We start from the raw sequence: 14,157 nt of genomic DNA on the forward strand, positions 1-14,157 counted from the left end.
GGCTTGCCCGCCCGGCCCGCTCGAAAAACGGCCCAGCGGTGAAATGTCCTCACGGCACACCCCACCCGCACCGGTTTCCAATCCTCACTCCTGCCACTGGGATCCAGCTCGGAACAGCGGCGGGCGTCTCGCCTGTCACCCGAACGCACGCCGGAAACCGATAGTGCGATAACCGGCAATGCCTTCCGGGACTTCCGGCCAAACTACACCACAAAACACGATCAAACGCAAAACTAACAATTGACGGCTAACTATAACACAATTAACAATCAATCGCCCGGCTCCACCGGCCGATCACCACCATGCACTGTTCGGCGAAGCCCTGCGCTCCGGGCCCGCGGGCTGGGTAATGGACCGAGCTGGCCCCACTACCCGCGATCCATCGGGCCGGGGACGGGCGCCGGAACGAGACCGGCTGGCCGCGCGCCACGGTGGACGGCCACGGAAGCCAGCACACACCCCAACGCGACGGCGCCGCACAGCTGAACCTGCCAGCCAAAGGCCCCCCGGCCAGACCCGGGAAGGCTGCCGGGTGTCAGCGCCACCACGGCCGTGGCGACGCCCACGCAGCCAGCGGCAAGCCAGGACAGCCCTGTCGACGAACGCCGAGCGGCTGCCACGAGCGCCGGGACCACAAGCGCGGCGGGGCCGGCGACCAACATAACCGCGCACATGCCGGCCAGCATGACACCGTAGCGGAGCTGACCGCGCGCTTGCTCAACCGGCTGGCGGCGGACGCGCCAACCAGCGCCCCACCGGCGTGATACCCGGCCGGCCCGCCTGCGCCCAACGCTCGGGAACACCGCCAACGCGGCCAGCCCAGCGACCATGGCCATGCCAACACCAAGATCACGACGGTAGGCCTGGCCGGGGAGGTTCATAATAACGATCTTCCCGGCCGCGCCCGCTGGAATGATCCAGCCCTGCTGCCAGCCATCCAGCCTGATCGCCCGCAGCGACACCCCGTTCATGGTCGCCGTCCACGACACATTGGCGTTCTCCCGGACAGCAAGGTAGCTGCGCTCCCCCGCCGCGATCTCGACCGTGCGGCGCTCCGGCGTCCAACCGGTGATGCGGGTGGCCCGGACGGGCGACGGCGGAGGCGATGCGGAGGCGGAGGCGGAGGCGGAGGCGGAGGCGAGCGTGATGGAGTCGACGGCGAACGGTGCCGCACCGGGTGCGGTCGTCAGCAGATGCGGGCCAACGCTCAGGGAGACCGTGCCGCCATCGGTGCACAGCGCCATCCTGACAGGCCGGGACGCCTCGATGTCCTCCCGTGAGGCGTCGAGCCGGGTGGCGTACCGCTGCCCGTCAATGGTGACGAACGGACCCGATCCGCAGGGAAGAGCCAACGCCCGCTTTTCCGGCTGGACAGGGCTTCCGACCACCGTGCCTCGGACGGTGAGGCCGATGGGCCGTGGTACATCAAAACGCCGGCTGAGCTGCCGTTCCTCATCGTCCTCGAACGGTTGGGACGAATCGGCCCGGTTCCGGGTGAACGCGTAGACGATGTGCCCGGAATTCGCCCCGGAGAACAGCCGCGCCGCGTCGAAGGGTGTCTGCAGATACCGCTGAAACGTGATCCCGGGAATCGTCAGCTCGCGGATCCCCGCGCCCAGAAAAGGGTCGCCATCCCCGCTGACCTGTTCGAAGCTGATCCGGAACCACCGGGTCGGGCCGGCGGGTACCGTAAGCCGCTGGGCGGCTTCGATCGGCTCGACCGGGGTCACGGCCGAACCGGCCTGTGTAGTTACCCTCAGCGCCCGTACAGCTGGGCGAGCCTGGCTCTCCGCGAGTAGTTGCACCGTCAATGCCGGCACCTCGATCATCCTCGCGACATCGACCTGCAGCCACTGCCCGACCGAGCCTTTGTCGTTTCTGACGCTCTGCCATGCGGTGCCGGGATCACCATCCACGGCGTTGGCTGGTGCCAGGTCGGTCGCGGCCACCAGCTCGAAGCCGTACGACGACGCGGTGACCGACATCCCACCGACGTAGCCGGCCGTCGTCTGATGCCCTGCCACCGGCCGGTCGGTCCACTGAGCGGGCGGCCCCGCGGCGCCGGCGGCGTACTCATGCGCACCGAGGACGTAGGACTGGCCGCCGTGAACGAGCCCGAACCGGTTGTCACGGCGAGTGAAGGTATCAGTCACCACCCAGGTGCTCCGTGGACCGACGACCTCGGCCGCGGCCGGGTCATCCACGGTGGGAGCGGAATCAGCCATGGCGCCGCGACGGGCGGCGGCGTCACCGGCAACGGCATCAGCATCGCCAGCGGCGCCCGCGACACCGACGGCGGACGCGAGCGAGACAGCGCCGTGCCCACCGAGATCGGCCAGGTCACTGGCCAGCACGACAGCCTGGTCGGGCAGGATCTGCTGCGCCGCCATCGCCACGGTCGCCTCGGCACCACCGGAGACGATCAGGGCCGTGTCAGCCGGGTACGCCCGCACCGGACTGGCACCACCGGGAAGCGTCCACACCTGCAGCGCGGGCACCCGCAGGCCCGGATTGCGCAGTGCCGGAACCAGCCTGGCCTTCGCCGCGGAACGAGCCGGGACCATCGGGCCGAACACCGCGCTCTGTCGCAGCCCGGACCCGCGCAGCGCGCGGTCGATCTGCTCGGATGACGGCGGCACGTCCCAGTCCTTGTTTTGCAGGTCATTACGGACAAGCACCTGTCCGACCCCGGCCCGGGCCAGCGCCTCGGCAAGCCCTGGCGCTGACCCGAGCGTGAGCTGGCGTTCGATCCCGTCCATCCACCGGGTAACTCCGACCCCGCCGAGCGGGACCAGGCTGCGTACCCCCCAGGGTGTCCGTGCCAGCCACTCCATCGGCTCGTCCAGCGGGCGGCCCCAGTCGTACTCGCCGAACGCCGTCCCCGGCAGCACCAGGGTCCGGCCGCCGGCCGGATTGCGCGCCAGCCAGTCCGCGGCCTGCCCCCAGTAACCCGGAACCTCACGAAACGATCCAGCGGGGGTCATCGTGCCCGCGAGCGCGGGGGTCATTCCCGTGATCACACAGGCAGCGGTGGCGATGACGACCGCGGCCCGGCCAGCCCGCTGCCCGGCCCCCCTGCCACGCCCGATGATGCCGGCACCCCGCCGAGCGACCCCGCCAGCCCCGCCGGCCCCGCCGGCACCGGCAGCCCGGTCGGGAAGCCGCCAGGATGCCGCGACGGACAGGGCATGGGCGAGGCCGAGTGCCATCGGCAGCCGGATCACCGGCTGGAACTTGTACACATTGCGGAGAAAGCCGAACGGGCTGCCGAGAAGATCACGGATAGCACCAGCCAGCGGGCTTCCCGGCTGTCCGGGGTAAGCGGCGCAGACGGCAACGACTCCGATCCCGAAGGTGAACACCAGAAAGTGCCGGGACGGCAGATCAGCGCGGGCGAGCCCCCAGACGCCGAGCGCCGCGACCAGGCCTGACCCGATCACCGCCGCGGCGGTGGTGACGTACTCGGACGCCGCGGGCAGCCACGGGCTCGGCAGGCGCAGGTAGGCCATCCAGTCGCTGGCACCCCGCAAAGCCTCGCCAACCGATGTCGTGGCGGTCGTGATGTCGGCGGTCTCGGTATAGGGAAGAAAGTTGAGCCCATACCGCCTCTGCACACCCAGCGCCAGGACCCACCAGCCGGTCGCCAGCAACACCGCCAGGACCCACCAGCCCCGCAGCGCCCAGGCACGCCGGTCGGTCCCGGCCAGGATGAGCCCGACAGCCGGACACAGCAGGACGTCCAGGATGACACTCGCGTTGACGCCGCCGGTGGCGAAGATCGCAAGCCCGGACAGCGCCGCGGCCCGCCGCGGCGACAACCGCGGGAGCGATCCGGGCGCATCCCGCCGCACCGCGAGCACAAGCGGCAAGACCATCCACGGCAGCATCGCGCTCCCCGTCAGCGCGACGGAACTCGAGCCGATCTTTCCCAGCACGAACGGCGATGTGGAGTAGGCAAGTCCGCCGACCACCCGGGACGCCCGGTCACCGACACGCAACGCATCGGCGAGCCGGATCACTCCCCAGGCCGCCACCGTCAGGATCAGCGCCATCCACAGTCGTTGGGTGACCCATGGCGGCAGGGCCAGCACGTTCCCGATGGCGAAGAACGAGCCCATCGGGAACAGGTAGCCGACGTACTGGTTGGGGAACAGGCCGAAATCCGAGGCCGAACTCCACAGATGAGTGCTCCCCGCGAGGAAGCGGAGCGGATTCACCGCCAAGTCAATCTTGGTATCCGCGGCGATCCTGCCGGGCGCCTGAAGCAGACACAGTAGGATGAAACCGGCAGCCATCACCGCTATGGGCCACCGTGGCGTGCGGCCGGGTCCGCCGGGCGCGGGCACGCCGCGCTGCGGGCTCAATGACGCCCCCCGGCCCACCCGCTCCGGCGCCCCCGGCGTCATCGCAGCCGCCGGAAAACCGAACTGCGCGGTCGAGCACAGTTCATACGACCTCGCGCGGAGCCGGCTGTAGACCGATGTCCCGTCCACCCCCGCTCCTCACCGACCCGGGCTTCTCCGCCGCGCAGGCGTCCGCCGCCAGGGCGCCCGCGCCCATGCTGATCACGCGCGCGACCGGGGCCCGGGATGCCTCCACCGTCAGTTCGGGATGGGAGTCGCTGCCGGCCGACGCCACAGCCGGCCGCCGCACCGCGGCCAGCGGCGTGGGCACCGGCTGCGCGACCACCGACGGCTGCGCCTCGCCGCTTCGCAGGCGCAACGGAGTGGGCATGGCGGGGCGTCGCCGCCGGTAGCGCCGGGCCCGCAACACGTCGACCAGCATCGCCGGAGTGTGCCTGGTGACACGGAAGGTCCCACCGGCCATCTCCGACCAGCGCACGGGAACCTCGGCGATCCGGTAACCCATGGACCGCGCGATTGAGAGAACCTCGACATCGAAACCGAAACCGGTGGACCGCGACATGCTGAACAACAGCTTCGCCTCGGCCTGCCGGAAGGCCTTGAAGCCGCACTGGGTGTCCGCGACGTCGAGTCCCGCGAGAGTACGGGTGATCTGGTTGAACGCCCAGCTCCCCATCCGCCGGCCGCTGGTGCGTAGCGCGCTGTCACCGATCCGGCGCGACCCCAACGCCACCTCGGCCTCCTGGAGCGCCGCGAGAAGCAGCGGAAGGTCGTTGACGTCCGAGGCCATGTCCGCGTCCATGAACACGATCGACGCGCCCCGCGCTATCGCGACACCCGTACGGATCGCGGTACCTTTACCGGAATTCCACGGAAGCCGCACGACACGCGCTCGCGGCAGGTCGCTCAGCAGCTTCTCGGCAACCTCTGCCGTACGGTCGGTACTGCCGTCGTCAACAAGGATCACCTCCGCGCCGGCAAGCTTGCCCACGACGGCCACCAGCCGGGGCAACGCCTCCGGGAGCCGGTGCGCCTCGTTGAAGGCGGGGATGACGATACTGACGGGAACGTGGTCCAAGAGTCACTCCCAAGCTGCGTCGGCAACGGCACGGACAGTTACGATCATCTGTCGATCGCGAATCACCTCGCGCCGCCCGAATAAGTCCGGCCGAAAGGTCGATACGGCATCGCCACGCCGGTGAGATCGGAACTGCCGAATCGCTATTCACCGGGCGAAGGCCAACCGACGGCCCATTGTTCGGCCGCCAACAGGTTGTCGGCACGTACTGGTCACGCGGGATGGACGGCAGGTATCGGTACATTCGCCCACCCATCCTTTGACGGCGTTGCCCGGGGCTGCCGGCAACACGCAATAGACCATGCTCGCAGCGCCGTCGGATATTGCGCTGGCGCACCGTTTCTCGACGGTTTGAAACTCGGCCGGCCGCCGGCACGCCGCCGGGGGCCGGCGCGATCCCCGAACCGACCACCGCTATCCCAACCTCACTCTCGGTTACCCAGTAGGCCGAATGGCACACGATCACGGCTCTTCCTGCGTACTCGGCGGCCCGAGGGAATCTCGCGGCGGACGTCGTACTCGAGACAATGGCTGGCGAGCGCACCCGCCCGCACGCCGGTCGGCACCCGCCTGACACGTACACCTCCGGCATCCTCTCGCAGGCACGCCAGCTTCCTTCGCCCGCCATCCACACGTCACTGCGACGCACATCCGACACGTGGGACTTCGTCACATCAGATCACTCTTGGGAGTCAAGCGATTACCAATCGACATGACCACAAACAGCTGCCACCCGAAAGTCAACACGAGAATCCGCCCACGCCAACACCCCTCGATAGTCGACGACCTCCACCGCCGACACCATTGTTGTTCGTATGTTGTCAACCAGTCGTTTTGCCAAGAGTGCCGGGCACTCACAGCCACGAACCTCCACGAGCCGGCCGTTCGCGCACAGCCCGCGGGAATCCGGCCGCGGGCAGGCGGCCGAGACAGCTGCCGGCAGGTCATCATGGCGCTCCCGGGACCCCGGGCGCGCAAAAGCCCGTAATCATACCTGCTGGCCGAACCCCTCGTACTCACGGGCACCTCCAGCACCGTTTGAACGCAAGGCAGCCAGAACAGGTCCGCCTCAAATCATCTAGCCGATATCGGTGCTACCGCCGGAATACCGGGGCCAGTACCCAATGGCACGAAATCGCCGCGCGGGATCCGCGTTGTGCCCCGCCCCGACATCTACCCGAAACAAGCATGGCAGAACCTCGTCACATCCAGTCCACCACTAGCCGAAAGCTTTCAGCGCAACAGCGCAACAGCGCGGCACGCGGACACGAGCGCCCGGCGACAAGAGGCTCCGGCAACAGGGGGCGCGGCGCCCCCGTCCTGGCGCATGCTGGATCCGGCGGATGTCCCCGGCTGAACAGGAGCGATTGATGACGGAACCTACCGGGACAGCCGCCGGAGGCGACGGGCCGGCCGCACCGAACCCAGTCGGCTCCGGCAGCGATCAGAACCAACGAGCGGGTCATCGACGGGATACGAACGATCCCGGGCTGCGTGCCCTGGTCGGCGCTGGCCGCTCCCGGCTGCCTCCGGGAACGGCCATGCGGGCCCGTGACGTCGCCCGTCCCGGCCTCGACGACCTGGCCGAGGCCGAACGCACCATCGTGATTCGGCGGCGGTCCTGGACCGGCCCCGCCACCGCCCCGCGGGCACAACACCGACGGTAGATCGCGGCCGACGGCAGGCCGGGCGGGGTGGGTCGGTGCCCCGGGTCAGGACCCCAGGTCAGGGCGCAGGCCGCGCGGACGCGACCGGCACCACGCCGGACCGCTCGTAGGCCGCGAGCATGGTGAGCCGGCGAACATGACGCTGTTCAGCACTGAACGACGTGTCGAGGAACACCTCGATGAAGCCGGTGGCCGCCGAGACGCTGTGCATCCGCGCACCGACGCTCGCGATGTTCGCGTCGTTGTGCAACCGGGCGAGCCGAGCGGTTTCCGTGCTCCAGACAAGGGCGGCGCGCACACCGGTGACCTTGTTCGCGGCGATGGCCTCACCGTTACCGGAACCACCGATGACGACACCCAGGCTGCCCGGTTCGCCGGCGACGGCCGCGGCGGCCGCGATCACATATGGCGGGTAGTCGTCGTCCGGGTCGTAGCCGGCAGGTCCATGATCAATAACCGAGTGGCCCAGATCGGTCAGTCGAGTGATCAATGAGGTCTTCAGCTGGAAGCCCGCGTGGTCAGAACCGAGATGGACGCGCATGGGACGAAATGATGCCCGCCCCGGGGCGTCACTACTCCCACCCACTCCGATGATCTAGAAAAAGTGCCCCAGCCGGATGGCACCCGCGGCACATTCGTCCTAGCGCCCGTCCACCGGACGGTCCTTGACCGGGCGACCCAGGCCCGCGCGTCCGGGATACGCGCGGCCCCGTGGCGCGAGCCGGACAGTCCTGTTGCCGGGCGCCCTAACCCTCGGCAGCCGATGGCTGCCGCCTGGACCGGGCGAGGTAGCCGGCCACCCGGTTGACCACGGCGACGAACGGCACGACCGCGATCGCCCCGGGGATGCCGGCCAGCACGCCACCCGCGGCGAGGGAGATCACGATCGCGAGTGGGTGCAGACGCACGGCCCGCCGCATCACCAACGGCTGCAACAGATGGCCTTCCACCTGCTGGACCCCAAGCGCGACCCCGAAAATGACCAGAGCCGGCACCCAGCCGTTGGAGACGAGCGTGACCAGAACAGCGGCGCCGCCGGCCACGGTCGCTCCGACGATCGGGATGAACCCGCCCAGGAAGGTCAGCAGGGCCAGCGGGGCGATGAGCGGAACCCCGACGACCACCAGCCCGATCGTGATACCCGCGGCATCCGCGAGCGCCACGAACATGGTGCCGCGGACGTATCCGGTCAGCGTCGCCCATGCCTCCCGGCCCGCGCCGCGCACCCGTTCCTCGCCTTCCGGCGGGAAACGGGTGACGATCCAGTCCCAGATCCGCTCGCCGTCGTGGACGAAGAAGAACGTCGAGAACAGTGTGAGCAGAAGCCCCGTGACCACCTCCGCCGCAACCGTGGCCCCGGAGAGCACTCCGGAGACAAGGCGGCCTCGGTTGTTCGCCAACGTCTGGGTGATGTCGTTCGTAAAATCGTCCAGCTGCTTCTGCGACAGATGCAGCGGTCCGTCCTGTAAATAGTCACGGACCTGTTCCACACCCTTGCTGACCTGGTCGGACAAACTGGGGAACTCATCAGCCGCGTTGAAGCCGACGCCGACACCCACGCCCACCACAATGATCAGAAAACCGAAGACGGTCAGGAAGGACGACACGAGCCTCGGCACCCCATGCCGGCGCAGAGCCGCCGCGATCGGGCGGATCAACGCGCTGATGAGCAGCCCGGCGATCACTGGGATCACCACGACACGGAGCCGGCCGACCGCCAGCAGCAGGATGTAGATCGCCGCTCCGATAATGAGAAGACGCCAGGACCAGCCGGCGGCCACCCGCAACGCCGCCGGAACCTGCGGATCGACCGCAGCGGCGGGTGTCCGCCGCTGCGGTACGCCCACCGGACCGGGCGTACCCACCGGACCGGGCGGTTCCAGCGCGCTGGGCGGTTCCAGCGCGCTGGGCGGGCCGGCGGGCTCCGGGTCCCTCCGATGGCCAGGACGCCCGAAGCCGGCAACACGCCTCACCGGTGCTCCCCCTCATCGTCACGGCACCTGGCGCGCCTGGACCGGTCATGCCTCCCGAATGTTCCAAGCCCGCATCAAACCCGACCGCGGGTGCGCCGGATAGCCGTTTGTCCGTTACCAGGCTCCGCCCGGTGGAGCCGACGTGGCCGACGGCTGGGACGTGGGAGACTGGGAGCCCCGTCGTCGCGGACCGCGGCGTCCATCACCCTCGCCCCGGAGCGGGACACTTGTCCGGCCCTTCGAAAGGACCCGCGTGTCAGCCAACAACCTCACCCGCGACGAGGCGCGTGAGCGCGCTCGGCTGCTCAACGTGTCTTCCTACGAGACGAACCTCGATCTGACGGCTGGCGACACCACGTTCGCCTCACGGACAACGGTGCGCTTCACCTGTACCGAGCCGGGTTCCACCACCTTCATCGAGCTGATCGCCACGGCTGTCGGTGCGGTGACCCTCAACGGCCAGCGCCTGGACCCGGCCGAGGTGTACGACGGGAACCGGATCACCCTCGCGAATCTGCGGGAGGTCAACGAGCTTGAGGTGGCGGCCGACTGCGCCTACTCGAAGACCGGCGAGGGCCTGCACCGGTTCGTCGACCCGGTCGACGGTGCCAGCTACCTGTACACCCAGTTCGAGACCTATGACGCCCACCGGATGTACGCCTGTTTCGACCAGCCGGACCTGAAGGCGGTATTCCAGCTCTCGGTGGTGGCCCCGGCCAGCTGGACGTGTATCTCGAACGGACGCCGGCTGGAGGCCACGGACTCCGGCTCCGGGCGGACGCTGTGGCTCTTCGAGGCCACGCCGGTCATCTCGACCTACATCACCGCGCTGGTCGCCGGCCCTTACCACGAGGTCCGGGACCACCACGACGGGATCGACCTCGGCCTGTACTGCCGGCAGTCCCTGGCCGAGTTCCTCGACCCGGACGAGATCCTCACGATCACCAAGGCCGGGTTCGACTTCTACCACCGGGTGTTCGACTACCGTTACCCGTTCGGCAAGTACGACCAGCTCTTCGTCCCCGAGTTCAACGCCGGAGCGATGGAGAACGCCGGTTGTGTGACGTTCCTGGAGGACTACGTCTTCCGCGCGAAGGTCACCGAGGCCCGCCGGGAGCGGCGGGCCGAGACGATCCTGCACGAGATGGCCCACATGTGGTTCGGCGACCTCGTGACCATGCGCTGGTGGGACGACCTGTGGCTGAACGAGTCGTTCGCCACGTTCATGTCGGTGCTCGCCCAGGTCTCCTCGACGCGGTTCACCAACGGCTGGACGACGTTCGCCAACGCCGAGAAGGGCTGGGCCTACCGGCAGGACCAGCTTTCCTCCACCCATCCCATCGTCGCCGACGCGGCCGACATGGAGGCGGTACGGACGAACTTCGACGGAATCACCTACGCCAAGGGCGCATCCGTGCTCAAGCAGCTCGTGGCGTGGGTGGGCCAGGAGGAGTTCCTGGCCGGGCTGCGGTCCTACTTCCGCCGTTACGAGTATGGCAACACCTCGCTGCGGGACCTGCTTGACGAACTGGAGAACGCAAGCGGCCGGGACCTGTCCGTGTGGGCCGCGGACTGGCTGGAGACCACCGGGGCGAACACGCTACGGGCCCGCTTCGAGACTGACCCGTCCGGGTTGTTCACGGCCTTCGACGTGGTGCAGGAGCCGGCGTTGTCGCCGCCCACAGCGAGCCAGACACTGCGGCCGCACCGGGTGGCGATCGGCCTGTACGACCGCGCCGCCGACGGGTCGCTGCTGCGCCGCGAGCGCATCGAGCTGGACGTCGTCGGCGAGCTGACCGAGATACCGAAACTCGTCGGTGCCCGCCGGCCAGACCTGATTCTGATCAATGACGACGACCTGACCTACGCCAAGATCCGCCTGGACGACCGTTCCCTGGCAACGCTGATCGACTCGATCGGCGCGATCCGCGAATCGCTCCCGCGGACGCTGTGCTGGGCGGCGGCCTGGGACATGACCCGCGACGCCGAGCTCGCCGCACGGGACTATGTCAAGCTCGTGCTCTCCGGTGTGGACGCCGAGGATGACATCGGAGTCGTGCAGTCACTGCTGGCCAAGGCTCAGCTCACGATCGACACCTACGGTGATCCCGCGAACCGGTCGGCCGCGCTTCGGGACGTGTCCGCACGGGCCGAGGCGCTGCTGCGCACCGCCGCACCCGGCAGCGACCTGCAGCTGGTCTACGCGACCACCTTCGCCCACGCGGAAGGACCCGACCAGGTCAGCCGGGTCCGCGCCATCTTCGAGGGCGCCGATGTCATCGACGGGCTCGCTCTCGACACCGAACTGCGCTGGACCCTGCTCATCCAGTTGGTTGCGCGGGGCGTGTACGGAGTCACCGAGATCGAGAACGAACTTGCCCGTGACAGCACCGCGACCGGCGAGAAGCGGGCCGCTACCGCCCGCTCGGCCCGGCCCACCGCCGAGGCGAAGGCTGCCGCGTGGACGGCGGTGATGGACTCCGACACGCTGTCGAACCACCTGCTGGTGGCGACCATGGGCGGCTTCTGGATACCCGGCCAGGAGGATCTGACCCGACCATATGTGAACCGTTTCTTCGCCGAGATCGAGCGGATCTGGCAGACCCGGACCTTCGACACGGCTCAGACGATTACGCAGATGCTGTTCCCATCCGCGATCATCGAACCGGACACGCTGGCGGCGGTGGACGCCTACCTCGCCGCGCACGACCCACAGCCGGCTCTGCGCCGCGCCCTGGTCGAGGGCCGTGACGGCCTGGTGCGCGCGCTGCGCGCCCGTGCCAAGGACGCCGAGGCCGCGGCTGGTTCCTAACCCACGCCGCTGCGGCCGGTGCGAGCGCAGGATCTGCTGCCGGCCGCCACGGATCCCAAACCGAGCGGGACCCGCTCTCAGCGGGCCCCGCTCGTCGACCCGGTCGGCACGTCAACAGCCGCGGTGGACCCACCGGACGCCGACGGGCCAGCCACGTCCGCCAACTGACGGAGTCCGTTGACGATCCCACCGACGATGTCACCGAGCGCGAAACTGGAGATCATCGTGAGAACCGTGAGCCCGGCAGCCTGATCGGAGACGCGGCTCTTGGCCGCCTGTGTCGTCATGATGCGGGCGAAGCGCTGACCGGGCGAAACCAGCAGCAGAACGGCGGAGTCGCGCGTGGCGTCCACCAGGTTGGCCAATGCCCGCTCAGCGAAAAGATCGGCGTCACCGTCGACCGTACCCACCCGGACGGTGAACCGGATGCCGGTCTGGGCCTCCGCTGCCGCCTGGGCTCGGCCGAGCCGGTCAAGCTGGTCATGAGTGAACGCATCACCAGGTGCCACTGGCACCGCCCGAGCCAGGGGCCGCCACGTGCGGACGCTCATCCTCGGCGACAGCGGGAGGAGCGCCGATCCACACCTCCGGGTGCGGCCACGGGCCTCCCGGACGGTAACGGGACGGGCCGCTGCCCCGGCTTGACAGCACCGTCAGGATGATCGCGACGGCGAACCCGACGGCGATCGTCCCACCGTAGACGATCCAGGCCTCGAGCGGCGTGAGCGGGTCGGGGCTGTAACTGTCTCCGATGTCCTGCGCGAACGCGGCACCGGAAAGCGCCGGGATCGTAAGGAAAGCGAGTGCCGCTACGGTAAGAGCACGGCGAGCGGTGTGCCGTAGACGTCGACGAGTCACGTTGCGAAGGTTACCGGGTGATTGACCCAAGGTCGTCCGAGAGGCCTTCCTCCCGTGGTGGCGTGGGCCGGCGCGCCCCGGAGGGGCGAACCCACGCCTGTCCTTTCATCCGCTGTCGGCCTGGTCACGGACACAGGCGAGCAGCCGCGCAAGCCGCTGTACCTGTGGGTCCACCCGTAACCGCTCGATGGTTACGGGCCGGCCGTCAGCGTCGGTGACCGCAAGCCGCCAGTTCGGATAGGAGTCCACCGTGCCGGGCAGGTTCGGCTGGCGCAGGTCACCGACGGCGTCGCCGGGTGCCGCCAGCACGATCCGCGACTGTGACCGGGCAAGCAGACCGTGTAGAGCGAATGCGATCTCACGGGTCACCGCAAGGTCCGACGTGGCACCGCCAGAGCCGCCAGAGCCGCCAGAGCCGCTGGTGCTGCCGGCCAGGCCGGGGGCGGACGCCGCCGACGCGGCCAGGTCGAGCGCGGCAAGATCCGTAGCGAGTAGCCCCTCGCCCCGCAGCAACGCGATCAACGCGTCCCGTTCCCGCCGCCAGGCGGCGAGTTCAGCCTCCCGCGACTGTCGCAGCAGGCCGCGGTCGGCGCGTACCCGCACATGCTCGCCGGTGAGGTAGCCGGCGACGGTAGGAAGATCATGAGTGGTGACACTCGCCATCGCCGGTTCCCGCCACCGGCGCGGCGCGAGCGGATCACCATGCGCGTCGCGTTCGAACCATGCGACAGTCGACCCGAGCACACCGGCCCGGTCCAGTGTCACCGCCACCGAGGATTCGACCGTGCCCAGGTCCTCACCGACGACGAGCGCACCGGCCCGGCTCGCTTCCAGCGCGATGAGCCCGAGCATGGCGTCGGCGTCATAGCGGACATATGTACCGGCCGAGGCCGGGTTACCAGCCGGGATCCACCACAGCCGGAACAGCCCCAGGACATGGTCAATCCGCAGGCCACCGCCTCGACGGAGCACAGCGGCGACCAGCTGCCGAAACGGCGCGTAGCCGGACTCGGCCAGCCGGTCGGGCCGCCACGGCGGCAGCTGCCAGTCCTGGCCCTGCTGGCTGAACCCATCCGGAGGCGCGCCGATGGTCGCGCCGGTCGCGAAGACGTCCTGACAGGCCCAGACATCCGCGCCACCGGGATCAACGCCAACAGCAAGATCGTGAACGATACCGATGGTCATCCCAGCATGACGGGCAGCAGCCTGCGCGGCCATGAGCTGGGCATCACAGCACCGCTGCAACCAGCGGTGGAAGGCGATCCGTGCCCGCAGTTCAAGCCGGGCCTCGGCCACCGCGGACCCGGCCGGGTCATGGAGGTCCGCCGGCCAGCGCCGCCAGTCCCGGCCGTGCCGTTCCGCAAGGGCGCACCAGGTGGCGAAGTCGATGAGACCCTCCTCGCCC

Annotated in this window: 9 protein-coding genes; 2 read left to right on the forward strand and 7 right to left on the reverse strand. The window is 69.1% G+C overall.

Going from position 1 to position 14,157, the window contains the following annotated elements; translation table 11 throughout:
• Window positions 1-368 precede the first annotated feature (368 nt).
• Together MJ797_RS04580 and MJ797_RS04585 are read right to left on the reverse strand one after the other, a co-directional pair.
• Window positions 369-4,493 carry an alpha-(1->3)-arabinofuranosyltransferase family protein gene (locus MJ797_RS04580; RefSeq protein ID WP_239332123.1) on the reverse strand — a complete coding sequence of 1,375 codons (4,125 nt, stop codon included), beginning with the start codon at window positions 4,491-4,493 and terminating at the stop codon, window positions 369-371.
• Entirely contained in the window at window positions 4,447-5,442 is a 996-nt protein-coding gene (locus MJ797_RS04585) for a dolichyl-phosphate beta-glucosyltransferase (protein ID WP_239332125.1), read from the reverse strand. The genes MJ797_RS04580 and MJ797_RS04585 overlap by 47 nt, the downstream gene beginning before the upstream one ends.
• 1,370 nt (window positions 5,443-6,812) lie before the next feature.
• On the opposite strand from MJ797_RS04585, the gene MJ797_RS04590 reads away from it, so the two are divergent.
• The gene (locus tag MJ797_RS04590) at window positions 6,813-7,109 is read left to right on the forward strand and encodes a hypothetical protein (RefSeq protein ID WP_239332127.1); all 297 of its coding nucleotides are present in this window, start codon (window positions 6,813-6,815) and stop codon (window positions 7,107-7,109) included.
• 58 nt (window positions 7,110-7,167) lie between these two features.
• Here MJ797_RS04590 and MJ797_RS04595 read toward each other — a convergent pair whose 3' ends face one another.
• Window positions 7,168-7,650: a ribose-5-phosphate isomerase gene (locus MJ797_RS04595; protein WP_239332129.1), complete on the reverse strand. Its 483-nt coding sequence runs from the start codon at window positions 7,648-7,650 to the stop codon at window positions 7,168-7,170.
• Between the two features lie 205 nt (window positions 7,651-7,855).
• Complete coding sequence (locus MJ797_RS04600; RefSeq protein ID WP_239332131.1) at window positions 7,856-9,082, reverse strand: AI-2E family transporter; 1,227 nt, start codon at window positions 9,080-9,082, stop codon at window positions 7,856-7,858.
• A 253-nt stretch (window positions 9,083-9,335) separates the two neighbouring features.
• Here MJ797_RS04600 and pepN point away from each other — a divergent pair, with 253 nt between their 5' ends.
• Window positions 9,336-11,894 (forward strand): aminopeptidase N, encoded by a 2,559-nt coding sequence (gene pepN / locus MJ797_RS04605; protein ID WP_239332133.1) that lies wholly within the window; start codon window positions 9,336-9,338, stop codon window positions 11,892-11,894.
• A 77-nt stretch (window positions 11,895-11,971) separates the two neighbouring features.
• Here the strand turns inward: pepN and MJ797_RS04610 are convergent, their stop codons facing one another.
• From MJ797_RS04610 to MJ797_RS04620, 3 genes are all read right to left on the reverse strand, one after another.
• A complete protein-coding gene (locus MJ797_RS04610; protein WP_239310918.1) occupies window positions 11,972-12,403 on the reverse strand; it encodes a DUF5130 family protein in 432 nt (143 codons plus the stop codon).
• Complete coding sequence (locus tag MJ797_RS04615; RefSeq protein ID WP_239310917.1) at window positions 12,390-12,752, reverse strand: hypothetical protein; 363 nt, start codon at window positions 12,750-12,752, stop codon at window positions 12,390-12,392. The genes MJ797_RS04610 and MJ797_RS04615 overlap by 14 nt, the downstream gene beginning before the upstream one ends.
• A gap of 105 nt (window positions 12,753-12,857) precedes the next feature.
• Window positions 12,858-14,157 (reverse strand): 4-alpha-glucanotransferase (locus MJ797_RS04620; RefSeq protein ID WP_239332135.1); only part of this gene is annotated, 1,300 nt, incomplete at its 5' end.

The organism is Protofrankia sp. CiP3 (genome assembly GCF_917627345.1).
Lineage (GTDB): Bacteria > Actinomycetota > Actinomycetes > Frankiales > Frankiaceae > Protofrankia.

Excerpts from the sequence above, each read along its gene's own strand:
- MJ797_RS04590 (WP_239332127.1), top strand. The coding sequence starts at position 6,813 with ATGACGGAACCTACCGGGACAGCCGCCGGAGGCGACGGGCCGGCCGCA.
- MJ797_RS04595 (WP_239332129.1), bottom strand. The coding sequence starts at position 7,650 with ATGCGCGTCCATCTCGGTTCTGACCACGCGGGCTTCCAGCTGAAGACC.